We start from the raw sequence: 23,488 nt of genomic DNA on the forward strand, positions 1-23,488 counted from the left end.
ACATCTTGACGTGACACATTCTTTCCATCAGCATTCAAGAAAACCACGAACGGAGTCGCCATGACCGAGGAGCGCCGCACCTTCCTGTTCATGCCCGAGAGCGCCTACGGCCCCACGAACAACTGCATCGGCATCGGCAACGAGTTGCTGCGGCGCGGGCACCGCGTGGTGTTCGCCGCCGAGCGCTCCTGGGAGGGCAAGCTCGCCGCGCTCGGGTTCGAGGAGGACCTCGTCGACCTCGCGCCCGCGCCCGTCGCCGAGGACGGGGCGGAGGTGGAGCAGGACGCCGGGCAGTTCTGGAAGGACTACATCAAGGAGATCTCGCCCGAGTTCCGCAAGACCACGGCCGAGCAGCTCGAGACGGTCACGCTCCCCATCTGGGAGGAGCTCGTGAACGGCGCGAAGTACTGCGAGCCGCAGCTGCAGGCCATCATCGAGCGCGTCCGGCCCGACGTCATCATCGAGGACAACGTGCTCGCCTTCCCGGCGCTCGTGACCGCGGGCGTGCCGTTCGTGCGCATCGTCTCATGCAACCCGCTCGAGGTCCCCGGCGACGACATCGCCCCCGCGTTCTCCGGCCTCGGCAAGGACGACCGCGAGGGGTGGGCCGCGTTCCGCGCAGAATACGAGCGCACGCACCGTCCGCTGTGGGAGGCGTTCGACGCGTGGGTGCAGGAGCAGGGCGCGCCGCCGCTGCCCGACCTCCAGTTCATCCACGAGGGCGACGAGAACCTCTACGTCTACCCCGAGGTGCTCGACTACACCGACGAGCGTCCCCTCGGCGAGCACTGGCACCGGCTCGACTCCTCGGTGCGCGAGACCGAGCAGGCGCCCGCCGACCTGCCCGCCTCGTTCACCGACGGCAGCCGTCCGCTCGTCTACTTCAGCCTCGGCTCGCTCGGCTCGGCCGACGTCGAGCTCATGCAGCGCGTCATCGGCGCGCTCGCCGACGAACCCGTCAACGTCATCGTCTCGAAGGGGCCGCTGCACGACGAGTTCGAACTCGCCGACAACATGTGGGGCGCCGAGTTCCTGCCGCAGACGAGGATCCTGCCCCTCGTCGACCTCGTCATCACCCACGGCGGCAACAACACCACCACCGAGGCGCTGCACTTCGGCAAGCCGATGGTGCTGCTGCCCCTCTTCTGGGACCAGTACGACAACGCGCAACGTGTCGACGAGCTGGGCTTCGGCATCCGCCTCGACCCGTATCGCTTCACCCCCGAGGAACTGCAGGGCGCCGTGCGCCGCCTGCTCGCCGACACCGCCCTGCGCGAGCGCATCGCCGCCGTCGGCGCCGACATCCGCTCGCGTGCCGGCGTGGCCGCCGCGGCCGACGTGATCGAGCGCGCCGCCGTGCGGGAGCGAGTGTGAGCGACGTGATGGCGGATGCCGCGGTCGACGCGTTGCGCGACGCGGCACCCCGCGCGTACTGGCTCGACCGCGCGGAGGCGCCCGCCGCCCGGCCGGCGCTCGAGGGCGGCGACGAGGCCGACCTCGTGGTCGTCGGCGCCGGGTTCACGGGCCTCTGGACCGCGTGGCGCGCCCTCGAGCGCGAGCCCGGCCGATCGGTCGTCGTGCTCGAGGCCGAGCACGTCGCCCACGGCGCGACCGGCCGCAACGGCGGCTTCGTCGCGAGCTCGCTCACCCATGGGCTCACGCACGGTACCGCGATCTGGCCCGACCAGGTGGGCGCGCTGCACGAGGAGGGCGACCGCAACCTCGCCGAGCTCGTCGCGACGATCGGGGCGGCGGGTATCGACTGCGACCTCGCGCCGTCGGGCAAGACCACCCTGGCCGTCGAGGAATGGCAGCTCGCCGGACTCGTCGAGGCGCAGCGGCTCGGCGAGCGGCACGGCGTCGACCTCGAGCTGCAGAGCCGCGACGAGGTGCAGGCCGACGTGCACTCTCCCACGTATCTCGGCGGGCTTCGCGACCGCACGGGCACGGTGCTCGTCGATCCGGCGCGGCTCGCGTGGGGGATGGCCGCCGAGCTCGAGCGTCGCGGGGTGCGCATCTTCGAGGCATCCGCCGCGACCGGGCTCGCACGGCAGGGCGCCGTCGTGCGGGTCACGACCGCCCGAGGCCACGTCGACGCGCGCCACGCCGTGATCGCGACGGCGGCGTACCCGGCCCCGCTCAAGCGGCTCGGGAACTACATCATGCCGCTCTACGACCACGTGCTCATGACCGAGCCGTTGAGCGAGGCGCAGCGCGCGTCGATCGGGTGGGGCGAGGGGCAGGGCCTCACCGATGCGGGCAACCAGTTCCACTACTACCGGCCGACCGCCGACGGCCGCATCCTCTTCGGCGGCTGGGACGCGGTCTACTACCCGGGCGGTCGGGTCGACGCGAGCCTCGAGCAGCGCGACAGCTCGCACGAACTGCTCGCCCGGCACTTCCTCGACACGTTCCCGCAGCTCGCGGGGCTGCGCTTCACGCACCGGTGGGCCGGTCCCATCGACTCGACCACGCGCTTCACGGCGGCCTACGGCACGGCGTTCGGCGGTCGCATCGCCTACGCGGTGGGACACACGGGGCTCGGCGTGGGTGCGTCGCGGTTCTCGGCGGATGTCGCACTCGACCTGCTGTCGGGCGAGCCCACGTCGCGGCTCCGCTACGACATCGTGCGCCGCCGGCCGTTCCCCATCCCCCCCGAGCCGTTGCGCAACCCGATCGTGCAGTTCACCCGGCGCTCGATCCTCGCCGCCGACGCCCACGAGGGGCGGCGCAACCTCTGGCTGCGGACCCTGGACCGCTTCGGCCTGGGCTTCAACTCCTAGACCCGTCACCGGACGAACCACCCCGGCTCGCGGCATCCGTCGCCCGCCCGAAAGGAACCTCACATGACCACCGGCACCTTCATCGGCGGCTACCGCCCCGGTTCGGGCGGCGACGCCGTCATCACCAACCCGGCGACCGAGGAGCAGGTGGCGGCCTTCCGCTCGTCGGGCGTGGCGGAGGTCGAGGAGGCCGCGGCGGCCGCCCGCGCCGCGCAGCCCCAGTGGGCCGCGAAGACGCCGGGGGAGCGCTCGCTCGCCCTGCTGCGCCTCGCCGACGCGCTCGAGGCCGACGCCGAGCACCTCGCGAAGCTCGAGGTCGAGGACTCCGGCAAGCCGTGGACCACCGCGTTCGACGGCGAGCTGCCCTTCGGGATCGACAACCTGCGCTTCTTCGCGGGCGCGGCCCGGTCGCTCGACGGCACGGGCGCGGGTTCCTTCTCGAGCGGGTACACGTCGATCCTCACGCGCCGCCCCGTCGGTGTGGTCGCGGGGATCACCCCGTGGAACTTCCCGCTCATCATGGCGATCTGGAAGGCCGGGCCGGCGCTCGCCGCGGGCAACGCCGTGATCGTGAAACCCGCGCCGGCCACGCCGCGCACGACCCTGCGCTTCGCCGAGCTCGCCGTGCAGGCGGGGCTGCCCGAGGGGCTCTTCAACGTGGTCACGGGCGACGCCGAGGTCGGCCAGGCGCTCGTGACGCACCGGGAGGTCGACATGGTGAGCGTCACGGGGTCGACGCAGACCGGCAAGGCCGTGATGCGCGGCGCCGTCGAAGGCGTGAAGCGCGTGCACCTCGAACTCGGCGGCAAGGCGCCCGTCATCGTGTTCCGCGATGCGGACCTCGGCGCGATGGCGCACGCGGTGGCGCTCGGCGCCACCTACAACACCGGCCAGGACTGCACCGCCGCGACGCGCGTCTACCTCGAGCGCTCGGTGTACGACGACGGGGTGGCCGCGCTGCGCGCCGCGCTGTCGGGCGTCGTGGCCGGCGACCCGATGGACCCCGCGACCCACATCGGCCCGCTCGTCTCGCGCGCGCACCGCGAGCGTGTCGAGGGCTTCGTGTCGCGGGCCGTCGGCGAGGGCGCCGAGGCGCTCATCGGCGGGCACGCGATCGACCGGGTCGGCTCGTACTTCGCGCCCACGCTGCTCGTCGGCGCCGCGCAGTCCTCGGAGATCGTGCAGGGCGAGGTCTTCGGGCCCGTGCTCGTGGCGCTCCCGTTCGACGGCGAGGCCGAGGGCATCGCGCTCGCGAACGACAGCGCCTACGGCCTGGCGTCGTCGGTGTGGACCTCGGACGTCTCCCGCGCGCTGCGCGTGAGCCAGTCGCTCGACGTCGGGGTCACGTGGGTGAACGACCACCTCCCGATCGCCTCGGAGGCGCCGCACGGCGGTGTGAAGGGCTCCGGCTTCGGCAAGGACATGTCGATGGAGCCGCTGCTCGACTACTCGGTGACGCGGCACCTGATGATCCGGCACGCGGCGCCGCCGGAGACGACGGGGTTCCGGCCGGCCTGAGCCTCGTCGCCGGTCGAGTAGCGCAGCGTATCGAGACCTGCCAGGTGCGTCGGTCGAGTGGAGCAGCGTCTCGAGACCTTCGGGGGGCGGGGTCTCGATACGGCGCTGCGCGCCTACTCGACCGGCGGCGCCTCTACTCGACCGGCGGCTGGCCTGCTCGACCGGCGGCGCCTCTGCTCGACCGGCGGCTGCTGGCCTACTCGGCAGAGGGGAGGCCGACCGCGCGCCCGCCGATCTCGAGTCCGAGCCAGCCCGCGAGCGAGTCGAGTTCGCCGAACACCGCTTCGACGAGGTCGCCCGTGAACGGCTCGTCCTCGTGGATGGCGTCGACGCGCAGCACGCCGTTCGTGCGATCGGCGGTCGCGTCGACCTTGCCGACGAGCCGGTCGCCGTGCAGGATCGGCATCGCCCAGTATCCCCACCGCCGCTGGTCCCGCGGCTTGTACATCTCGAGCACGTACTCGAAGTCGAAGAGCTCGGCGAGGCGCGGGCGGTCGAACACGAGCCGGTCGAGCGGCGACAGGAGTGCCGTCCGTTCCTCGATCGGTTCGTCGGCGCGTTCGAGCGCCGCGGGGTCGACGCGCCACGCGCCGCGCAGTCCCGCCACGGTCGCCGGCTCGCCGATTCCGCGTGTGTCGATCGGCTCGCCGGGCGAACCGGCCGCCTTGCGCTGGCGCAGGATGCCGAGCGACGCGAGCCGGCGTTCGTTGCGCATGCGGTAGGCCACCTCCTCGTCGAGGTCGGGGACGTCGGGGTAGACCCGCTCGGCGAGGTCCCACAGTCGTTCGCCGTTGCGCCGCCCGGCGACGGCGAGGTCGCCGCGCATCATGAGGCACTCGAGGAGGATCATCACATTTCGATCGTTCGTCCATCCGCTCGACGACCACGGCACGACCGCCGTGTCGGGGATCTCCGACGCCGGCAGCGGACCCTGGCCGCTCACTCGGATCATGACGTCGCGCCGGAACGGCTCGTTCACCGCGAGCCAGTTCCGTGTGCGCTCGTGCGGCGGCCAGTGCCGCATCGCCGGACGGAAGAGGGCGAGATCGTCCATCGGCCGGATCATGAGGTCGAGCTCGAAGAGTGTGCGGTCGACCTCGAGCCCGCGCGCGACCTCTGCCGGGTCGTACCGCTCGCCGAGCCGGCTCCAGAACACGACGTCGGCACTCGGCGCCACCGCCGAGACGGGGTCGACCTTCACGAACGTGAGCCGTCGCACGGTGTCGAGCACGTCGTCGGGGCCGCTCGTCTCGAGTGCCTGGGCACGTACGGCGATGCGTCGCGCCTGCTCCCGCGTCAGTTCGACGGTCATGCGGCAACGGTACCCGTCGAGGCTGGTCTCGATACGGCGCTGCGCGCCTACTCGACCGGCGGCAGTCTCGTCGGTCGAGTAGCGGGGGCGTATCGAGACGATCTGAGCTGGGGTCTCGATACGGCGCTGCGCGCCTACTCGACCGGCGGGGCGCTGCGCGCCTGCTCGACCTGCGGGGCGCTACGCGCCTGCTCGACCGGCGCCGCGTGGCGCCCGCACGGCGCGGCGCCGCACGACTCGCAGCGCACGAGCTGGGTGCGGCACGCGGCATCCGTGCAGTTCACCGTGCGGTTCGTGGCCGCGCCGCAGCCCTCGCACTCGCCGATGACGGCGGCGTGGTCGCTGAAGTCGACCGACCCGCGCCCGTCGAACACGTACAGCGAGCCCTGCCACAGGCCGTCGTCGCCGAAGCGCTCGCCGTAGCGCACGATGCCGCCGTCGAGTTGGTAGACCTCGCCGAAGCCGCGGCTCGCCATGAGGCTCGACAGGACCTCGCAGCGGATGCCGCCCGTGCAGTACGTGACCACCGGGCGCCCCTTCAGCTCGTCGTACTCGCCCGAGTCGAGCAGCTCGACGAAATCGCGCGTCGTCTCGACGTCGGGCACCACGGCGTCGCGGAACCGGCCGATCGCCGCCTCGAGCGCGTTGCGCCCGTCGAAGAAGACCACGTCGTCGCCGCGCTCGGCCACGAGCTCGTGCAGCCCCTCGGGGGTGAGCTTCGTGCCGCCGCCGAGTACGCCGTGCGCATCGACGCGCAGTTCGCCGGGCGCGCCGAACGACACGATCTCGTCGCGCACCTTCACGCTGAGCTTCGGGAAGTCGAGGCTCGCACCGGACTCGTCGAGCCCGGTGCCCTCGCTCCACTTGAAGTCGATGTGCTTGAACGGCGGGTAGTCGCGGGTCTTGCGCACGTACCGCTTGAGCGCGCCCATCTCGCCGCCGAGCGTGCCGTTGAGCCCGTGCTCGGAGATCAGGATGCGCCCGCGCAGTCCGAGCGACTCGGCGAGGTCGCGCTGCCACAGTCGCACCGCATCGGGATCGGCGAGCGGCGTGAACACGTAGTAGAGCAGGATCTTCGCGAGCGGCACCGAGCGATCCTACGGCGCTTCGCTGGGCGGATGCCACGGCCGTCCACTGCCGTTCCGAACCGCCGCGCGAGCTCTGCCGTGCGCCGCGGCGCCGACGTAGGCTGGCCGCGACAGCGGGACGCTCACCCTACCGAGGAGGATCGCCATGCTCGACGTCGACCCCTATGCGGCACTCCAGCGGTTGCGGCCGGTCGGAAGCTTCACAGTGACGAGCGCCGACTTCGCCGACGGCGGCCCGCTCGCCCGCCCGCAGTGGAGCACGGGCGCCGGCGGCGTCGACCGCTCGCCCCAGCTCTCGTGGTCGGGCTTCCCCGACCGCACGCGCAGCTTCGTCGTGACGTGCCTCGACCCCGACGCGCCCACCGGCTCGGGCTGGTGGCACTGGGCCGTGGTGAACCTGCCGCTCTCGGTGACGAGCCTCGAGGCCGGCGTGGGCGGTCCGGGCGGGCCCGCGCTCCCGGCCGGCACCATCGTGCTGCGCAACGACGACGGCGAGCGCGGCTATGCCGGCGGGGGGCCACCGCGAGGCACGGGCGTGCACCGCTACGTCTTCGTCGTGCACGCGCTCGACGTGCCGAGCCTCGACCTCGATCCGGATGCCACGCCCGCCGTGCTCGGCATCCGGTGCTTCTTCCACGCGCTCGCCCGCGGCATCCTCGTGGGCACCGTCTCGCGGGACTGAGCGGGTAGTCGACTCCTCCGCGTTCATGTCGCTGGACGCAGGCATCGCGGTGGGCATAGGCCCGGCGGCGGAGCGGCCGGCGGCCTGGATCAGCGTTCGGACCCCAACCAGCCCGGTGCGTCGAGGCGGAAGAGCTCGCCCGGCGCGAAGCGGCGCAGGTCGGAGCGGAGCTCGGTGAGTCGCTGTTCGCCGATGGCCTCAGCCCACTCGGTCTGGATCTCGTCGAACGCGCGAGCCGAGAGTTCCAGGAACTCGACGCCCCTGACCGTGAGGCGCACGATCTTGGCGCGGGCATCGGTCGGTGAGGCGGTTCTCTCGACGTAGCCCTGCTTCTCGAGATTGGCGATCGTCTTTCCGGCAGCCTGCTTCGAAACAGCGAGGCGTGCGGCCAGTTCGACCGCAGTGGTCCCCCGGACGCCGATGGCTTGGAAGACGAAGCCGTGAATGGGTCGCAAGTCGGGGTGCCCGCGCTCCGCGAGGTCCGCGTGCGTCGCATCGACGATGGAGCGGAAGGCTCCGAACAGGAGCAGTGGCAACTCGTATCCGGGGGGACGCTCAGCCATATAAGTCAATCTGGTTTACTATATGGGTAACCATGTTGACTATCTTAGGAGAACCGCTCGTGTCGATCATCCGCAGCACCGAATCCCGACGCATTGAGACCCCGGCCGCTGTCATGCACACCCTGGCGTCGCCGACGCAGGGTGCGGCCGTGAACCCGATCTGGAAGGTCGAAGCCGCCGCGGGGGTGGCAGGCCCTGTGCATCACATCGACGCCGAACAGGTCTGGACCCTCCTCGAGGGAACCGCCGTGGTGACGATCGACGGTGAACGCGTCGCTCTGGCCGCTGGAGACACCGCGGTCGTCCCGGCGGAGGCGGAACGGCAGTTCACGTCCGGAGCGAACGGCTTCACGGCCGTCGTCACCGGCCCGGCGGGCATGAGCGCCTATCTCCCCGGCAGGCCGCACGAGAAGGTCGCGCCCCCGTGGACCGTGTAGCCGCCGACGTTGCACCTCGCACACCGCGTCTGCCCCTGCTCGAAAGCGACCCGCGATCGTCGTCGACGGCGGATCCGTCGCTCCCGCAGTCATCACCGCCGGCCCCGTGCTGCAGCGGACGCGCAACATCGGCCGCAACGCGGGTGACGATCCGTGACTGCGAACTGGCGCTTCGCACCTCACCGCCTACCTTCCGGACGCCGCCGACGAACCCAGCTGTTGACACCCGAGCCCGCCCGGTAGCCGGTCGGTTCGCGTACGGCGATCGTCGTCGACCTTGCGGCGCACGGCCTTCCTCATCGAGGTGCCCGGATGACCCGCCCGGTGATTCCGCCCGCGCAGCCGCCTCATCTACGACAGCTGGCGAGGCCGGGAGCCCTCGCCACCGACGCGCTGATCATGAACCGCCTGAGGCTTGCGATTAGATAACAGGTTATATAACCTGTTGGCATGACGAACGTCGACAGCACCAGCGGCGACATCGTCGCGAGCCTCGGTCACCTCACGCTGGGGTCGCGACTGAAGCGGCTCGGCGAGCGCCTCCAGGGCGAGACGACCCGGTTCATCCAGGCGCAGGGGATCGACCTGCCCTCGAGCTGGTTCCCGCTGCTCGCGGCGCTCGACCGCGGGGAGGCGACCGTCGGCGAGCTGGCCGAGGCGCTCGGCGTCAGCCAGCCCGGCGTCACCCGCAGCGTCGCCAACCTCGCCGGGATCGGACTCGTCCAAGTCGCGACCGGCGACGCCGACCGCCGACGCCGCACGGTGCGGCTCACCGGCGAGGGCGCCGCACTCGTCGAACGCGCCCGTCGCGAGCTCTGGCCCCGCATCGACGCGGCCGTCGCCGAGGCGTGCGCCGGCCTCGAGGGATCACTCCTCGAGCAGGTCGGGGTGCTCGAGCGCCGGCTCGACGAGGTCCCGATCGACCGGCGTGCCGCCGCAGTGGCGACCGTGCCGCCCGTGCCGCCCGCGCCCATGGCGCCCGTGACCGCCGGGAGCCGGCCGTGACGCGACATCCGCTCGACCGCCCCGCCTGGAGCGCGCTCACCGGGGCGCAGCGCCGATTCGCAGTCGGAGGCGACCTCGCCCTCCGGTTCGACCCCGAGATCGGTCCGTTCGCCGCCGCCGTGGATGACGACGCCGAGAGCGCCGAGGCGCTCGCCGCGCTCGCCCACGAGCACGGCCCGATCGCGCTGCTGCAGGTCGGTCCGGCGCCTGTGCCGCCCGGCACGGTCGAACGGCTGCGCGGCCCCGGCGTGCAGCTCGTGCTCGAGCGACCCGCTCCGGTGCCGGCGCCCGAGGGCGTCGAGCTCATCGAGCTGGGCGCGAACGATGCCCCAGAGATGCTCGCACTCGCTCGGCTCGCCGAACCCGGCCCGTTCGAGGTGCGCACGGTCGAGCTCGGCGGGTTCCTCGGTGTCCGCGACCTCGAGACCGGCGCCCTCGTCGCGATGGCGGGCGAGCGTATGCGACCCGAGGGCCACGCCGAGGTGAGCGGCGTGAGCACGCATCCCGATCATCGCGGTCGCGGGCTCGCCGCAGCCCTGTCGAGCGCCGTCGCGCAGCGGATCCTCGATCGCGGCGAGCGGCCGTTCCTGCACGTCTACGCCCGCAACGCCGTCGCGATCCGGCTCTACGAGCGGCTCGGCTTCGAGCACCGCACCGGGGTCGAGTTCGTGCTGCTCGAGGCGGCCTGACGCACGTCGGCGCGGCCGCGGGCGTTCAGCGTCGTCGCACCGACCTCGGGCGGGCCGTCACCGCAGGGCGTCGCGCCGTCGACCGAAGACGAGGTACGCGATCGGCCCGACGAAGTTCACGGCGATGACGACGGCCCACACGCCCTTCGGCCCGTTCACCTGCTCGGCGGGGCGCCTCGCGAGGTCGGTCCACGCTGCGGCCGCGAGCGCGAGCTGAACGGCGCCCGCGACGATCATCCCCGTGCGCTGCTGCGGCGAGAGATCGCTCCAGTTTCGATTCGGCATCTGCTTCCCCCTCTGCGGATCGTGCCCGGTGCCTAGTGCTTGCTACCGCTCAGCGCGAGCACTCCGCCGAGCCCGATCATCATGACGCCGCCCGTGGCGGCCAGGTGCGCCGCACGCCGCGGCGACCTGCCGAACCAGTCGCGGGCCGCGCTCGCCGCGAGCGCCCACACCGAATCGCAGAGCAGCGCGAGCACGACGAACACCGCGCCGAGCTCGAACAGCTGCAGCGGGATGGACCCGGCCGAGTAGTCCACGAACTGGGGCAGCACCGCGACGAAGAACGCGATCGTCTTGGGGTTCGTGACGCCCACGACGAAGCCCTCGCCGAGCTGTCGCCAGTGCGAGCGCGGTGCGGCCCCGCCGTTGACGGCGGCCGCGGCATCCGCCCGATGCCGGATCGCCTGGATGCCGAGGTAGACGAGGTAGAGCGCGCCCGCGAACTTGATGACGGTGAACAGCACCACCGACTGGGCCACGAGTGCGCCGACGCCGAGCGCGACCGCGGCGAGCAGCGGGATCATGCCGATCGCGTTGCCCAGCACGCTGAGGAGACCCCCGATGCGCCCGAGCGCGAGCGATCGCCCGATGACGAACAGCACGCTCGGCCCCGGGATGACGATGAGCACCACTGAGGTGAGCACGAACGCCCAGAGGTTCGATGCGGGGACCATTCGAGCATAGTACTCCGCGTGTCGCGCGGCGATCCGGGCCGGACGTCCCGGGCTCGCCTACTCCTCGTCGGGCTGCGGCGACAGGGGCTGCCCGAGCCGGACGCGCGTGCCGAAGGGGTCGGCCACGAGCGAGACCCGCTCGCCCCACTCGGTGTCGCTCGGCTCCTCGATCACCGTGACACCGGATGCCGCGAGCGCCGCCGTGGTCTCGTCGACGTCCTCGACGTAGAACCACAGCAGGATCCCCGCGCCCGCGCCCGCGCCGGCGGTGGCGCCCTCGGCGAGCCCGAGGCCGAGCTGCGAGGTGCCGGTCTGCAGGGTGACGTAGACCGGATCGCCCGTGGGCGGGAACCGGTAGACGACGTTCGCCCCGAGCCCGTCGCGATAGAACCGCAGCGCGGCCTCGAGGTCGGGCACCTCGACGATGGGGTACGCGGAATCGATCATGGGCCCCTCCCTCGAACGCGAGGCTACGCCGCCCCGACCGATGGCGCTAGCGTGGCACCGTGAGCGAGCACATCTCCGCGAGCGTCGCCGACGGAGTCGGCCGCGTGACGCTCGACCGTCCGCAGGCGCTGAACGCGCTCAGCTACGAGATGATCCGCTCGCTCACGGCCGTGTTCGACGCGTGGCGGTACGACCCCGAGGTGTCGCTCGTGGTGATCGACGGCGCGGGCGAGCGCGGGTTCTCGGCCGGGGGCGACATCCGGGAGCTCTACGACTACGCCACGAACGGCGGCATGGCCGAGGCGCTGCGCTTCTTCCGCGACGAGTACCGGCTCGACGCCGCGATCGCGCGCTACCCGAAGCCCGTCGTCGCGATCATGGACGGCATCACGATGGGCGGCGGCATCGGGCTCGCCGGGCACGCGTCGATCCGCATCGTCACCGAGCGCTCGCGCGTCGCGATGCCCGAGACCCGCATCGGCTTCACGCCCGACGTCGGCGGGTCCTGGCTGCTGGCGCGGGCCCCGGGCGAACTCGGCGTGCACCTCGCGCTCAACTCGCGCACGATGGATGCCGCCGACGCCCTGCACGCGGGGTTCGCCGACGCGTTCGTGCCGTCCGAGCACCTCCCGCACCTGCTGCAGGCGCTCGCCGAACGCGCCGACCCCGGCACGCCCTGGGAGATCGTCATGCTCTTCGACGAGACCCCGGGCCCGTCGACCCTCGCGCAGGCCCGCGACTGGGTCGACGCGTGCTACTCGGCGCCCACCGTCGCGGGCATCATCGAGCGCCTGCGGGCCTTCTCCGAGGGGCGATCGGATGCCGGCGTGGCACGCCACGCCTCCGATCCAGCGGCGGCGGCGTACGCGGCTGCCGCCGCCGACGAGCTCGAGACGCTCTCGCCCACGGCCCTCACGGTGACGCTGGAGTCGGTGCGCCGCGCCCGACTGCTCCCGCGGCTCGAGGACGCGCTCGAGCAGGAGTTCCGCGCGGTGTCGTGGTTCCTCGGGCAGCACGACCTCCGCGAGGGCATCCGGGCGCAGGTCATCGACAAGGACCGCGACCCGAAGTGGGATCCGCCGACCCTCGACGGCATCCCGCCGGGGCTCGCGGCGCGGGTGCTCGACGAGCAGCTCTACGATCCCGTCTGGCCCGACGAGGACTGACGCCCGGCTGTGCGGCTCGAGGAGGTCGCACAGCGACCCGGTCGTGCGGATCGAGGAGGTCGCGCAGCGACCGTCTCGAGACCCCCCGACCTCAGAGCGCGTCGTGCGAGCGCGACTTGGCGATCGCCGCTTCGAGCGCGACCCACGAGAGCATCGCGCACTTCACCCGCATGACGTACTTCGAGACGCCGTGGAAGGCGATCGCGTCGCCGAGGCGCTCCTCGTCGGGTTCGCCCTCGCCGCGCGACCGGAGCATCATGCGGAACTCCTCGGCGAGCGCGAGCGCATCGTCGACGCGAGTGCCGCGCACGAGGTCGACGAGCACCGACGCCGAGGCCATCGAGATGCTGCATCCGTTGCCCTGCCACGCCACCTCGTCGATGCGCTCATGGGTGGGATCGAGTCGGATGCGCATCGTGAGCTCGTCGCCGCACGTGGGGTTGAGCTCGTGGTGCTCTGCTTGTGCATGCTCGAGCGGGCCCTCGCCGTGCCGCGCCTTCGAGTGGTCGAGGATGATCTGCTGGTACAGCCCGTCGAGCCCGCTCACGCCGTGACCCCCTGCTCGACGCCGAAGAAGCGGCGCACGCCCGCGAGCGCCTCGACGAAGCGATCGGCCTCCTCGGCGGTCGTGTAGACGTGGGCGCTCGCTCGCGTCGTGGCCGTGAGCCCGAGTGCCCGGTGCAGTGGCTGCGCGCAGTGGTGGCCGACGCGCACGACGACACCCGCCTCGTCGAGGAACTGGCCCACGTCGTGCGCGTGCACGCCGTCGACGCCGACGCTCACGAGCCCCGCCCGCGGTGCGCCGGGCTGCGGACCCACGATGCGCACTCCGGGGATCGCGGCGACACCCTCGACGACGCGCTCGGCGAACGCGGCCTCGTGGCGGGCGACCTCCTGCATGCCGATCGCGTCGAGATAGCGCACCGCCTCGGCGAGGGCGACCACCTGGGAGACGGGCTGCGTGCCGGCCTCGAAGCGGTGCGGTGCGGGGAGGAACTCGGCGGTCCCCATGGTGACCTTCGTGATGGTCGAGCCGCCGGTTCGCGCGGGCGGCAGCGCGTCGAGCAGCTCGGCGCGGCCGTAGAGCACCCCGATCCCGTTGGGTCCCAGCATCTTGTGACCCGAGAACGCGGCGAAGTCCACGCCCATCGCTCCGAAGTCGACGGGGCGGTGCGGCACCGACTGGCAGGCGTCGAGCAGCACCAGGGCGCCGTGGCGGTGGGCGAGCTCGACCATGTCCGCGACGGGCGCGAGGTACCCGGTGACGTTCGACACCTCCGCGAACGCGACGATGCGGGTGCGCTCCGAGACGGCCGCCGCGGCGTCGTCGATCGACCACAGACCGTGCTCGTCGACGGGGATGGGGCGCAGGCGGGCGCCCGTCTTCGCGGCGAGCCGTTGCCACGGAATGAGGTTCGCGTGGTGCTCGGCCTCGGTGAGCACGATCTCGTCGTCGGGGCCGAGGGCGAACCGTGCGGCATCCGCGCCACCGAGGCCGGCGTTCGCGTCGGCGATGCCGAGTGTGACCATGTTGATGGCGTCGGTGGCGTTCTCGGTCCAGACGACCTCGCGGTCGCCGGCGCCCACGAAACGTGCGACCTCCGCGCGGGCGTCCTCGAAGAGGGTGGTCGAGAGGCCGACCGCCGCGCTCGCGCCCCGGTGCACGGGTGCGAGGTGATGTTCGAGGTACTCGCGTTCGGCGTCGAGCACGGCTCGCGGCCGCTGCGAGGTCGCGGCGGAGTCGAGGTAGGCGGGCGCGAGGCCGCCACTCGTCTGCGTGAAGGCGGGGAAGTCCAGTCGGATGTCGGCGACCGTGCGGCTGCCGACGGAGTCCGCGTCGGTGTGGGTCATCCCCTCCATCGTCCCACGCCGAGGGCGGGTGGTCGCCGTGAGCGGCCCTCGAGGTCGGGCGCCGCCGGTGGCGGCTGATGGCGAACCGACGGGCGGGACGAGGCATCCGGCGCCCGCGTCCCGGACTTCCCGGGTGCCATTCGATAGCGTGGTGGAGTGAAGACACATCACCTGCGCACCCACCGGAGTGACGAGAACCTCGCGCGAGAGGGCCAGCTCGCGTGGCAGCTCGCCGGAGTCGCGATCGACCCCGTCGAGGTCGAGCCGGACGTCGTCGACATGGTCGTCAACCGGGTGATCGACAACGCCGCGGTCGCCGCCGCGGCACTCGCCCGCAAGCCCGTGGTCTCCGCGCGCAGCCAGGCGCTCTCGCACCCGGTCTCGATCGGCGGCGACGGCGCCACCGTGTTCGGCGCGGACGCCGCGCGGCGCACGAGTCCCGAGTGGGCGGCGTGGGCGAACGGGGTCGCGGTGCGCGAGCTCGACTTCCACGACACGTTCCTCGCCGCCGAGTACTCGCACCCGGGTGACAACATCCCGCCGATCGTCGCCGTCGCGCAGCACCTCGCCGCGGCCCGCGGGCTCACGGGGCGGGAGCTCGTGCGCGGCATCGCGACCGGATACGAGATCCAGATCGACCTGGCCAAGGCGATCTCGCTGCACGAGCACAAGATCGACCACGTCGCGCACCTCGGTCCGTCGGCGGCGGCCGGCATCGGCACGCTCCTCGGACTCGACCGGGAGACGATCTTCCAGGCCATCGGCCAGGCGCTGCACACCACGACGGCCACCCGGCAGTCGCGCAAGGGCGAGATCTCGAGCTGGAAGGCGCACGCGCCCGCGTTCGCGGGCAAGATGGCCGTCGAAGCGGTCGACCGCGCGATGCGCGGCGAGACCAGCCCGGTTCCCATCTACGAGGGCGAAGACGGCGTGATCGCGTGGCTCCTCGGTGGTCCGGATGCCACCTACGAGGTCCCGCTTCCCGAGACCGGCGAGGCCAAGCGCGCCATCCTCGACTCGTACACGAAAGAGCATTCCGCCGAGTACCAGGCGCAGGCGTGGATCGACCTCGCCCGCAAGCTCCACGACGAATACCCGCTCATCCTCGACGATCCCGACCGCATCGAGTCGATCACGCTGCACACCTCCCACCACACGCACTACGTGATCGGGTCGGGCGCGAACGATCCGCAGAAGTACGACCCCGAGGCATCCCGCGAGACGCTCGACCACTCGATCCCGTACATCTTCACGGTCGCGCTCCAGGACGGCACGTGGGATCACGTCGAGTCGTACGCACCCGAGCGCGCGCAGCGCCCGGAGACGATCGCGCTGTGGAAGAAGGTCATGACGGTCGAGGACCCGGAGTGGACGCGCCGCTACCACTCGCTCGACATGGATGAGAAGGCGTTCGGCGGCCGCGTCGTGATCAAGCTCGCCGACGGCGGGGAGATCGTCGACGAGATCGCCGTGGCCGACGCGCACCCCCTCGGCGCGCGACCCTTCGGACGCGAGCAGTACGTGCACAAGTTCCGCACCCTCGCGGAGTGGGTGCTCGAGGAGGCGGAGATCGAGCGCTTCCTGGACGTCGCACAACGCCTGCCCGAGCTCGGTCCCGACGAGCTCGGCGGACTCACGATCACCGCGGCGCCGGGCGCGCTCGTCGGCGCGGAGATCCCCACGGGCCTGTTCTGACCCGAGATCCACGGCGGGCCGGCTGACGACGAGTTCGGCGGCTGAACGGGTCGCCGAACGCCCGGAATGCGTCGTCAACCCGCGGGGAACCAGCGGGAGACGGCCAGCTCACTGCGCCAACCACGTCTCTGCAGGTTCCGCGCGATGCGCGCGACGAGCAGACGCGGAGTCGCGAGATCGGCGTTGGTGACCTCCATCACGTGCAGGCCCAGGGACTCGAGTTCCGCTTCCCTGGTGCGATCATGCCGCCACTGTCGGAGGTCCGTCCGGTGATGATCTCCGTGATACTCGAGTACTTCGCCGTACGCCCGGAACAGCAGATCGACCCGGGCGACGAAGCGACCCCGGCCGTCGAAGACCTCGACATTGCCCTCCACCGCCGGAAGCCCCGCCAGCGCGACGAGCGCCCGCAGCTCCGACTCCTTCGTTGACTCCGAGCTCGCATCCACGAGTTCGGCCGCCGCGTGGAGCTTCGCGCGCTGCCGATGGTCGGGGTGTGCTGAGATCGCCGCCCTCAGCCGCTCGGGGTCGACGAGCCGGCCGCGCACCGCCCAGTCCGCCGCGGCCACGAGTTCGGGAACAGAACAGTACGGCGCCAGGTCGCACCAGGTGCGCGCCGGCGAGCTGAGACGGATGCCGCTTCGCTCGACGACATCGGTCGCCGTGATCCGGAGGCACCGCCCGGCGACGCCGGCGCGTCGCACGGCCCGACCGGGCGCCGGCACTGCGAGATCGATCCGAATGTGCTCCCGGAACCGCGTGGGGGTGGGCATCCCGTGCAGGCTGCTGCCGTGGGCCCGCAGATGAACGCGCCTCGTGGCGCGACGAGCAGCGCGGCGCGGCAGCGTTCGAGGAGCGATGCGCCACGCGGCATCCGCACGCCCCACAACGCGCGATCGAGATCCCGCGCACGGAGGCGGTCGACGCTGACCCCGGCGGCGACCGCTTCGGCGACGGTGAACGCGCGGCCATCCAACGCGGCCGGGAGTGGTCGAGCAGATCGCATGACGCGAGCCTGGCTCCCGAACATGCGGGCGGACGCCGGGCACCCGCACCCCGTGGCCGTCGGCTCGACGGTTCCCCTGCGGAGGACCACTCCGTCAGGGTGGCGACGCGTTCGAGGGTTCCGGGCACGGGTGAGCGCCCCGAACTCGTCCTCGACTCGAGCGGCCGCGATGTGGCGCCCGGGCTCTAGGCTGGGGGAGCGGTCGCATGGCGGCGCCCGCGGGCCCACATCCCACGAGGAGCACGATGAGCGACACGACGAGCCAGCAGCAGCCCGAGATCTACAAGGGCCTCGCCGGAGTGCCGGTGGACTACACCGCCATCTCCAAGGTCAACTCCGACACGAACTCGCTCCTGTACCGGGGCTACCCGGTGCAGCAGCTCGCGGCATCCGTCACCTTCGAGGAGGTCGCCTACCTGCTCTGGAACGGCGACCTGCCCAACGCGCAGCAGCTCGGCGCATTCGAGGACCTCGAGCGCTCGCACCGCGGCCTCGACCACGAGGTCAAGCGCATCATCGACGAGCTGCCGCTCACCGCGCACCCGATGGACGTCGTGCGCACGGCGGTCAGCGTGATCGGCGCGAGCGACCCCAAGACCCCCGACGACTCGCGCGAGGCGAACCTCGACAAGGCCGTGCGCCTGTTCGCCAAGCTCCCGTCGATCGTCACCTACGACCAGCGCCGCCGCCACGAGCTCGAGTTCGTCGAGCCGCGCGACGACCTCGGCTACTCGGCCAACTTCCTCTGGCAGGCGTTCGGCGAGACGCCCGAGCTCGAGGTCGTCAACGCCTTCGACGTGTCGATGATCCTCTACGCCGAGCACTCGTTCAACGCCTCGACGTTCACGGCGCGCGTCATCGCATCAACGCTCTCCGACCTGTACTCGGCCGTCACCGGCGCCGTGGGCGCGCTCAAGGGCGCCCTGCACGGCGGCGCGAACGAGGCCGTGATGCATGCGTTCGACGAGATCGGCCCCGGCCCGGGCAGCGCCGAGCGCGCCGCCGCGTGGCTCGACACCGCGCTCGCCGAGAAGCGCAAGATCATGGGCTTCGGGCACCGCGTGTACAAGCACGGAGACTCTCGCGTGCCCACCATGCGCGACGCCCTCGAGCGCATGGTCGAGCACTACGACCGCCCCGACCTGCTCGAGCTCTACGTGGCCCTCGAGCAGGGCATGGAGGAGCGCAAGGGCATCAAGCCCAACCTCGACTACCCGGCCGGCCCCACCTACCACCTCATGGGCTTCGACACCGAGACGTTCACCCCGCTCTTCGTCGCGAGCCGGGTCACCGGCTGGACCGCGCACATCATGGAGCAGCTCGCGTCGAACGCGCTCATCCGCCCCCTGTCGGTGTACAACGGGCCCGACGAGCGGCCCGTGCCGGCGCGCGGGGCGTAGCGGCGGTCACTGGCGAACGGATGCCGCGTGGCGGGCCGCCGCGCGGCCCTGCGCGTTGCGCACAACGTCGCCCCGCGGCATCCGGCGGCTGACTGTGCGCACCCGCCAATGATGGACGATCGACCACGGATCGGGCATACAGTCGTGCACTATGCACATGCTGTTCCGCACCCTGCTGCACCTGCTGTTCTTCTCGCGGCGCCGGCCCGACCTCGACCATCGCGCGGTCGCGCGCACGCGGTTCATCACGCTGCCGACCGACCTCGACATCAACCGGCACATGAACAACGGCGTCTACTTCTCGATCATGGATGTCGCGCGCTTCGACATGCTCGTGCGCAACGGCGTCTTCGGCATGATGCGCGACAAGGGCTGGTACCCCGTGGTCGCGAGCGAGACCATCACGTTCCGCAAGTCGCTCAGCCTCTGGGACCGCTTCACGATCGAGTCGAAGCTCGTCGGGCACGACGACAAGGCCGTCTACATGGAGCAGCGATTCGTGCGACCCGGCGCCGACGGCACCCCCGAGATCTACGCGGCCGGGTTCATCCGTGCCCGCTTCCTGCGCAAGGAGGGCGGCACGGTGCCGATGTCGGAGATCATCGAGGCGCTCGGCATCACCGACGCGCACGGCATCCCCGAGTGGATCGAGCGGTGGGGCACGGATGTCGCGCTGCCGGCGACGCGCGCGGCGGCACCGTCGGTCTGGGGCTGACGCGGGTCTCGATACGGCGCTGCGCGCCTACTCGACCTGCGGGAGTGCCGTCGGTCGAGTAGCGAAGCGTATCGAGACCAGTGCGGGGTCTCGATACGGCGCTGCGCGCCTACTCGACCGGCGGGCGAGTCAGGAGCGCGCCTTCCAGGGCACGACGACCTCCTTGATGATGAGCAGGATGCCGGCCGCCACCGGGATCGCCACGAGGGCACCCGGCAGGCCGGCGAGCGTGCCGCCCGCGAGCGCCGCGATGAGCACGATCGATCCGGGCACCTGCACCGCCTTGCTCATCACCTTGGGCGTGAGGATGTAGGCCTCGACCTGCATGTAGACGAGCATCGCGAGGAGCACGATGAGCGCCGCCGTGGGGGAGACGAAGAGCGACAGCACGGTCATGACCGCCGTCGTGAGCACCGTGCCGATGAGCGGGATGAGCGTGATGAAGAACGCCGCGACCGAGATGACGAGGGCGAACGGCACGCCCACGAGCGTCAGCAGGATGAGGCTGTAGACCGCGTTGAAGAACGCGAGCACGACCATGCCGCTCAGGTACCGACCGACGTTCTGCATGATCCGCTCGGCGTAGCCGACCACCTGCTCGCGGTGCGACGCCGAGACCAGGGTGTAGATGGCCGCCTTGGAGGAGTCGAGTGTCGCGATGAAGTAGATCGTCAGGATGAAGACGAAGAACCCCGTCGAGAGTCCGCCGAAGATGGCGATGCCGACGTTGAGCGCACCGCCGCCGATCGTCGCCCAGGTGGCCGGATCGCTGATGACGCCGACGACCCACGCGTAGACGGTGCTGAGCACGCCGCCCGAGCCGGACGACGCATCCTGGAACCACTGCTCCTGCTGGAGGTTGGCATACGCCGCCGGGAGCGTCTTCACGAAGGCGACCGACTGTTCGATGACGATCGGCAGCACGAGCCAGAGCATCCCGGCGATGACGACGACGAACAGGATGATCACCGTGAGGATCGCGACCCCGCGCTTCATGCCGCGTCGCTCGAACCAGCGCACGAGGGGGTCGAGGCCGAGCGTGACGAAGGCCGCCGCGAACACCGAGAACACGACACCCGAGATGCTGACCACCGCGCCGGCGATGCCGAGTGCCGTGACGACGCCGAGGGTGGCGACGAACGCCCACACGAACGGCCGCTGCGCCATCAGGTTCACGCCGTGCGCCCGTCGGGCGTCGTTGAGGTCCGCCTCGCGGGCACGTCGCTCGATGCTCTTCACGGCGTCAGTCTAGGGGCGGGGAGGCCTCGGACCCGTGGTCCACGACGCACCGCGCCGACCCCAGTCCGGGTCGCAGCGACGGCCCGGAGGTGCCGCATCGAGCGGAGGCGTGCCGCCTCAGATCTTGGGTGCGGCCGCGGGCGCCGGCACATGCAGTGCGCGGTATGTGTCGACGAGACCCGGGTCGTAGTCCGACCATTCGGGCATGGGCCGGTGCGCGCGGATGGCGGCGAAGCGGTCGAGGTAGTAGTCCCAGCCCGGCCCGACGCTCGACGCGTCGTCGGCGTTCGCGAGGCGCTGCGAGAGCGTGAGGGTCGTCATGCCGCCGGCCTCGCGCAGGTGGCAGTGCACGCGCACGGCCGTGGGCCCCTCGCCCACGTCGGCGTGGAAGCGGTACGGCGCCTGGCACTCGAGGATCGTGGTGTTCTGCCACTCGGCGTCGTCGCCCGACATCCGGAAGCGCACGCCCCCCGTCGACGGGTTGCCCGTGTACGTGCCGATCCACGCCTGCATGGCGGTGGGGTTCGTGAGCGTGAACCACACCTCCTCGATCGGGGAGTGGAACAGCCGGTCGAACTGCAGGTACAGGCCGTCGGCCTTGTGTACGTAGTGGCCCGTCGCTCGAGTGATGGTCATCTTCGCCCCCCACGCGTGTCGTGTTGCTTCAGGCTAATCCCGGGTGCGGGCGCAGGGCTAGAGTGGGCGCCATGAGTTCGAAGAGCGCCGGGGGCGCGCACGACGAGACCGCACTGAACGTCAGCGACAACAAGGCCGGACTGTGGGGCTGGTTCTCCGGCATCATCGTCTTCGCGCTCATCGCCGTGCCGCTCTCGGCGTCGTTCGCGTTCGCCACGAACCCCGGCACGCAGCAGTTGTTCGCGGGCCGCCTCGAGGATGCCACCAAGGGCGGCTATCAGGCCTTCTGGTGGGTCGTCACCCTCCTCCTGCTCGCGCTGCCCGTGCTCGTGGGCTACGGCGTCGCCAAGATGTCGGGTCGCGCACTCGCGATCGTGGGCGCGATCGTCGCCCTGTTCGTGATCGCGATCATGGTGCTCGGCCAGGTCTTCATCTTCTAGGTCGCCTCCGCGACCAGCGGATGCCGCGGGCCGGGTCGGCGCCGCGGCATCCGTCGCGCTACGCCGTCTCGCCCTCGAGCAGGGCCATCGCGGCGTTGTGGCCGCCGATGCCGCTCACCGCGCCGCCGCGCACCGCGCCCGAGCCGCACAGGAGCACGCGCGGATGCCGCGTGGCGACGCCCCAGCGCTCGGCCGGCGTCGTGAGCGGCGCACCGGGCTCCGCCCACGGCCACGACAGCGACCCGTGGAAGATGTTGCCGCCGGGCATGCGCAGCGCCTCCTCGAGATCGAGGGTGGTCTTCGTCTCGATGCACGGGCGGCCTGCGGCATCCGTGGCGATCACGCCCTCGATGGGCTCGGCGAGCACCGAGTCCAGCGACGCGAGCACCGCCGCCTGCAGGCGCTCGCGCAGCTCGTCGTTGCGGTAGCGCTCGAGCAGCCGGTGCGGCACGTGCAGGCCGAACACGGTGAGCGTCTGGGCGCCGGATGCCGCGAGCTCGGGCCCGAGGATCGAGCGATCGCTCAGCGTATGGCAGTAGATCTCGCACGGCAGCGGCGACGGGATCTCGCCGCGGGCGGCGACCCGGTAGGCGGCGTCGAGCTGCGACTGGAGCTCGTTGATGTGGAAGGTGCCCGCGAAGGCGGCCTCGGGCGCGACCTCGGTGTCGCGCAGGCGCGGGAGCCGGGTGAGCAGGAGGTTGACCTTCACCTGGGCCCCCTCTGGGGCGGCGAGCCGGCGGAGGCGCTCGCGCACGACCGGGGGGATGCCGACCGGCGCGTCGGTGACGGAGGGGCGCTCGTCGCGGGGGGCGATGGGCGTGGAGCCCTCGGCGCCGGCGGCGCGGGCAGCCTCCGCCGCCGTGACGAGCTGGTCGAGCACCGCCGGCGCGACGTTCGCGAGCACCGCCTGCGCCGTGACCTCGTGCTCCGCGCCGTCGTGGCGGTAGCGCACGCGTCCCGACGGGTCGACGGCGAGCACCTCGGCCTCCGTGAGGAGCTCGGCGCCGGCCCCGCGCGCGGCGCGCGTGAGCTCGCCCGTGACGGCGCCCATGCCGCCGACGGGCACGTCCCAGTCGCCCGTGCCGCCGCCGATCACGTGGTAGAGGAAGCAGCGGTTCGCGTCGAGCGCGGGGTCGTCGAGGTCGGTGAACGTGCCGATGAGTCCGTCGGTCGCGACGACGCCGCGCACGAGGTCGTCGCCCAAGCGTGCGTCGATCGTCTCGCCGAGCGGGCGCTCGACGAGCCGGGTCCACACGCGGTCGTCGCCGACGAGGTCGCGCGCCTCGTCGCGGGTCGGCAGGGGCTCGATGAGGGTCGGGAAGAGCGCCTGCGCGACGCGTGCGGTCTCGGCGTGGAAGGCGTGCCACGCGTCGGCGTCGTCGGCCGCGCCGACCCGGGCGAACGCGTCGCGTGCGGCCGCGGCATCCGCCTCGACGTCGACGAGGAGCCCGCGCGACGGGTCGCGGGGGTCGGGGGTGTACGACGAGAAGCGGCGGCGCACGAGCCGGATGTCGAGGCCGAGGTCGTCGATGATGCGCTGGGGGAGGAGGCTCACGAGGTACGAGTAGCGGCTGAGACGCGCGTCGACGCCGTCGAACGCCTGCGCCGACACGGCGGCGCCGCCGAGGTGGTCGTCGCGCTCGAGCAGCAGCACGCGCCTGCCGGCGCGCGCGAGGTACGCGGCGGCGGTGAGTCCGTTGTGTCCGCCGCCCACGATGACGACGTCGTGGTCGGCGGCGGGGTGCTGATCGGGGCCGTGGTCGGGTGCGGCGTGCGCGTCGGTGGGCATCCATCGAGGGTAGACGAGCGGATGCGGCATCCGCTCGCCGAGCCCCTGCCTGGCCTCGTCGCGAGAACAGG

Annotated in this window: 24 protein-coding genes; 12 read left to right on the plus strand and 12 right to left on the minus strand. The window is 71.8% G+C overall.

Annotated elements, in window-relative coordinates; translation table 11 throughout:
- The first annotated feature begins 60 nt into the window (after positions 1-60).
- The 3 genes from EDM22_RS02535 (at position 61) to EDM22_RS02545 (ending at position 4,301) form a co-directional block, all read left to right on the plus strand.
- Positions 61-1,374, plus strand: coding sequence for a glycosyltransferase (locus EDM22_RS02535; protein WP_122935479.1), 1,314 nt, complete (start codon positions 61-63; stop codon positions 1,372-1,374).
- Complete coding sequence (locus tag EDM22_RS02540) at positions 1,371-2,783, plus strand: NAD(P)/FAD-dependent oxidoreductase (protein WP_245989134.1); 1,413 nt, start codon at positions 1,371-1,373, stop codon at positions 2,781-2,783. Before EDM22_RS02535 ends, EDM22_RS02540 begins: the two co-directional genes overlap by 4 nt.
- A 63-nt stretch (positions 2,784-2,846) precedes the next feature.
- Complete coding sequence (locus tag EDM22_RS02545; protein ID WP_122935480.1) at positions 2,847-4,301, plus strand: aminobutyraldehyde dehydrogenase; 1,455 nt, start codon at positions 2,847-2,849, stop codon at positions 4,299-4,301.
- A 196-nt stretch (positions 4,302-4,497) separates the two neighbouring features.
- Here the strand turns inward: EDM22_RS02545 and EDM22_RS02550 are convergent, their stop codons facing one another.
- A complete protein-coding gene (locus tag EDM22_RS02550; protein ID WP_122935481.1) occupies positions 4,498-5,613 on the minus strand; it encodes a DNA glycosylase AlkZ-like family protein in 1,116 nt (371 codons plus the stop codon).
- A gap of 134 nt (positions 5,614-5,747) precedes the next feature.
- Positions 5,748-6,701 (minus strand): oxygen-dependent tRNA uridine(34) hydroxylase TrhO, encoded by a 954-nt coding sequence (trhO, locus tag EDM22_RS02555; protein WP_122935482.1) that lies wholly within the window; start codon positions 6,699-6,701, stop codon positions 5,748-5,750.
- Positions 6,702-6,846: 145 nt separating this feature from the next.
- Here trhO and EDM22_RS02560 point away from each other — a divergent pair, with 145 nt between their 5' ends.
- Complete coding sequence (locus EDM22_RS02560) at positions 6,847-7,383, plus strand: YbhB/YbcL family Raf kinase inhibitor-like protein (RefSeq protein ID WP_122935483.1); 537 nt, start codon at positions 6,847-6,849, stop codon at positions 7,381-7,383.
- An 89-nt stretch (positions 7,384-7,472) separates the two neighbouring features.
- Here the strand turns inward: EDM22_RS02560 and EDM22_RS02565 are convergent, their stop codons facing one another.
- On the minus strand, positions 7,473-7,946 hold the full coding sequence (locus EDM22_RS02565; RefSeq protein WP_122935484.1) for a MarR family winged helix-turn-helix transcriptional regulator: 474 nt from the start codon (positions 7,944-7,946) through the stop codon (positions 7,473-7,475).
- A gap of 59 nt (positions 7,947-8,005) precedes the next feature.
- On the opposite strand from EDM22_RS02565, the gene EDM22_RS02570 reads away from it, so the two are divergent.
- The 3 genes from EDM22_RS02570 to EDM22_RS02580 all read left to right on the plus strand — a co-directional run bounded on the left by EDM22_RS02570 (position 8,006) and on the right by EDM22_RS02580 (position 10,077).
- Entirely contained in the window at positions 8,006-8,383 is a 378-nt protein-coding gene (locus tag EDM22_RS02570) for a cupin domain-containing protein (RefSeq protein ID WP_122935485.1), read from the plus strand.
- Positions 8,384-8,833: 450 nt separating this feature from the next.
- A complete protein-coding gene (locus EDM22_RS02575; protein WP_122935486.1) occupies positions 8,834-9,388 on the plus strand; it encodes a MarR family winged helix-turn-helix transcriptional regulator in 555 nt (184 codons plus the stop codon).
- Complete coding sequence (locus tag EDM22_RS02580) at positions 9,385-10,077, plus strand: GNAT family N-acetyltransferase (RefSeq protein WP_122935487.1); 693 nt, start codon at positions 9,385-9,387, stop codon at positions 10,075-10,077. Before EDM22_RS02575 ends, EDM22_RS02580 begins: the two co-directional genes overlap by 4 nt.
- 57 nt (positions 10,078-10,134) lie before the next feature.
- Here the strand turns inward: EDM22_RS02580 and EDM22_RS02585 are convergent, their stop codons facing one another.
- From EDM22_RS02585 to EDM22_RS02595, 3 genes are read right to left on the minus strand one after another with little or no spacing between them, the layout of a single operon-like run.
- The gene (locus EDM22_RS02585; RefSeq protein WP_122935488.1) at positions 10,135-10,362 is read right to left on the minus strand and encodes a PLD nuclease N-terminal domain-containing protein; all 228 of its coding nucleotides are present in this window, start codon (positions 10,360-10,362) and stop codon (positions 10,135-10,137) included.
- 32 nt (positions 10,363-10,394) lie between these two features.
- Positions 10,395-11,033, minus strand: a complete 639-nt coding sequence (locus EDM22_RS02590) for a LysE family translocator (RefSeq protein WP_122935489.1) — start codon at positions 11,031-11,033, stop codon at positions 10,395-10,397.
- Positions 11,034-11,090: 57 nt separating this feature from the next.
- On the minus strand, positions 11,091-11,480 hold the full coding sequence (locus EDM22_RS02595; RefSeq protein WP_122935490.1) for a VOC family protein: 390 nt from the start codon (positions 11,478-11,480) through the stop codon (positions 11,091-11,093).
- 59 nt (positions 11,481-11,539) lie between these two features.
- Between EDM22_RS02595 and EDM22_RS02600 the strand changes: the two genes are divergently transcribed.
- Positions 11,540-12,646 carry an enoyl-CoA hydratase/isomerase family protein gene (locus EDM22_RS02600; RefSeq protein ID WP_122935491.1) on the plus strand — a complete coding sequence of 369 codons (1,107 nt, stop codon included), beginning with the start codon at positions 11,540-11,542 and terminating at the stop codon, positions 12,644-12,646.
- A 91-nt stretch (positions 12,647-12,737) separates the two neighbouring features.
- Here EDM22_RS02600 and sufU read toward each other — a convergent pair whose 3' ends face one another.
- Complete coding sequence (gene sufU / locus EDM22_RS02605; protein ID WP_122935492.1) at positions 12,738-13,193, minus strand: Fe-S cluster assembly sulfur transfer protein SufU; 456 nt, start codon at positions 13,191-13,193, stop codon at positions 12,738-12,740.
- Positions 13,190-14,497 carry an aminotransferase class V-fold PLP-dependent enzyme gene (locus EDM22_RS02610; RefSeq protein WP_122935493.1) on the minus strand — a complete coding sequence of 436 codons (1,308 nt, stop codon included), beginning with the start codon at positions 14,495-14,497 and terminating at the stop codon, positions 13,190-13,192. Before EDM22_RS02610 ends, sufU begins: the two co-directional genes overlap by 4 nt.
- A gap of 156 nt (positions 14,498-14,653) precedes the next feature.
- Here EDM22_RS02610 and EDM22_RS02615 point away from each other — a divergent pair, with 156 nt between their 5' ends.
- On the plus strand, positions 14,654-16,192 hold the full coding sequence (locus tag EDM22_RS02615; RefSeq protein ID WP_122935494.1) for an MmgE/PrpD family protein: 1,539 nt from the start codon (positions 14,654-14,656) through the stop codon (positions 16,190-16,192).
- Between the two features lie 74 nt (positions 16,193-16,266).
- Here the strand turns inward: EDM22_RS02615 and EDM22_RS02620 are convergent, their stop codons facing one another.
- On the minus strand, positions 16,267-16,761 hold the full coding sequence (locus EDM22_RS02620) for a PDDEXK family nuclease (RefSeq protein WP_138708007.1): 495 nt from the start codon (positions 16,759-16,761) through the stop codon (positions 16,267-16,269).
- Positions 16,762-17,443: 682 nt separating this feature from the next.
- Between EDM22_RS02620 and EDM22_RS02625 the strand changes: the two genes are divergently transcribed.
- Positions 17,444-18,598 (plus strand): bifunctional 2-methylcitrate synthase/citrate synthase, encoded by a 1,155-nt coding sequence (locus EDM22_RS02625; protein ID WP_122935496.1) that lies wholly within the window; start codon positions 17,444-17,446, stop codon positions 18,596-18,598.
- Positions 18,599-18,749: 151 nt separating this feature from the next.
- The gene (locus EDM22_RS02630; protein ID WP_122935497.1) at positions 18,750-19,313 is read left to right on the plus strand and encodes an acyl-CoA thioesterase; all 564 of its coding nucleotides are present in this window, start codon (positions 18,750-18,752) and stop codon (positions 19,311-19,313) included.
- Positions 19,314-19,442: 129 nt separating this feature from the next.
- Here EDM22_RS02630 and EDM22_RS02635 read toward each other — a convergent pair whose 3' ends face one another.
- Positions 19,443-20,552 carry an AI-2E family transporter gene (locus EDM22_RS02635; RefSeq protein WP_122935498.1) on the minus strand — a complete coding sequence of 370 codons (1,110 nt, stop codon included), beginning with the start codon at positions 20,550-20,552 and terminating at the stop codon, positions 19,443-19,445.
- A 117-nt stretch (positions 20,553-20,669) separates the two neighbouring features.
- A complete protein-coding gene (locus tag EDM22_RS02640; RefSeq protein ID WP_122935499.1) occupies positions 20,670-21,188 on the minus strand; it encodes an SRPBCC domain-containing protein in 519 nt (172 codons plus the stop codon).
- A gap of 71 nt (positions 21,189-21,259) precedes the next feature.
- On the opposite strand from EDM22_RS02640, the gene EDM22_RS02645 reads away from it, so the two are divergent.
- The gene (locus tag EDM22_RS02645; protein ID WP_122935592.1) at positions 21,260-21,628 is read left to right on the plus strand and encodes a hypothetical protein; all 369 of its coding nucleotides are present in this window, start codon (positions 21,260-21,262) and stop codon (positions 21,626-21,628) included.
- A 58-nt stretch (positions 21,629-21,686) separates the two neighbouring features.
- Here the strand turns inward: EDM22_RS02645 and EDM22_RS02650 are convergent, their stop codons facing one another.
- Positions 21,687-23,417: a phytoene desaturase family protein gene (locus tag EDM22_RS02650; RefSeq protein WP_122935593.1), complete on the minus strand. Its 1,731-nt coding sequence runs from the start codon at positions 23,415-23,417 to the stop codon at positions 21,687-21,689.
- Positions 23,418-23,488: the final 71 nt, after the last annotated feature.

This window comes from Agromyces tardus, assembly GCF_003710805.1.
Taxonomy (GTDB): Bacteria; Actinomycetota; Actinomycetes; order Actinomycetales; family Microbacteriaceae; genus Agromyces; species Agromyces tardus.

Excerpts from the sequence above, each read along its gene's own strand:
- EDM22_RS02590 (WP_122935489.1), bottom strand. The coding sequence starts at position 11,033 with ATGGTCCCCGCATCGAACCTCTGGGCGTTCGTGCTCACCTCAGTGGTG.
- EDM22_RS02575 (WP_122935486.1), top strand. The coding sequence starts at position 8,834 with ATGACGAACGTCGACAGCACCAGCGGCGACATCGTCGCGAGCCTCGGT.
- EDM22_RS02630 (WP_122935497.1), top strand. The coding sequence starts at position 18,750 with ATGCACATGCTGTTCCGCACCCTGCTGCACCTGCTGTTCTTCTCGCGG.
- EDM22_RS02560 (WP_122935483.1), top strand. The coding sequence starts at position 6,847 with ATGCTCGACGTCGACCCCTATGCGGCACTCCAGCGGTTGCGGCCGGTC.
- EDM22_RS02625 (WP_122935496.1), top strand. The coding sequence starts at position 17,444 with ATGAGCGACACGACGAGCCAGCAGCAGCCCGAGATCTACAAGGGCCTC.
- EDM22_RS02550 (WP_122935481.1), bottom strand. The coding sequence starts at position 5,613 with ATGACCGTCGAACTGACGCGGGAGCAGGCGCGACGCATCGCCGTACGT.
- EDM22_RS02650 (WP_122935593.1), bottom strand. The coding sequence starts at position 23,417 with ATGCCCACCGACGCGCACGCCGCACCCGACCACGGCCCCGATCAGCAC.
- EDM22_RS02595 (WP_122935490.1), bottom strand. The coding sequence starts at position 11,480 with ATGATCGATTCCGCGTACCCCATCGTCGAGGTGCCCGACCTCGAGGCC.
- EDM22_RS02535 (WP_122935479.1), top strand. The coding sequence starts at position 61 with ATGACCGAGGAGCGCCGCACCTTCCTGTTCATGCCCGAGAGCGCCTAC.
- EDM22_RS02565 (WP_122935484.1), bottom strand. The coding sequence starts at position 7,946 with ATGGCTGAGCGTCCCCCCGGATACGAGTTGCCACTGCTCCTGTTCGGA.
- EDM22_RS02610 (WP_122935493.1), bottom strand. The coding sequence starts at position 14,497 with ATGACCCACACCGACGCGGACTCCGTCGGCAGCCGCACGGTCGCCGAC.
- EDM22_RS02640 (WP_122935499.1), bottom strand. The coding sequence starts at position 21,188 with ATGACCATCACTCGAGCGACGGGCCACTACGTACACAAGGCCGACGGC.
- EDM22_RS02645 (WP_122935592.1), top strand. The coding sequence starts at position 21,260 with ATGAGTTCGAAGAGCGCCGGGGGCGCGCACGACGAGACCGCACTGAAC.
- EDM22_RS02585 (WP_122935488.1), bottom strand. The coding sequence starts at position 10,362 with ATGCCGAATCGAAACTGGAGCGATCTCTCGCCGCAGCAGCGCACGGGG.
- EDM22_RS02545 (WP_122935480.1), top strand. The coding sequence starts at position 2,847 with ATGACCACCGGCACCTTCATCGGCGGCTACCGCCCCGGTTCGGGCGGC.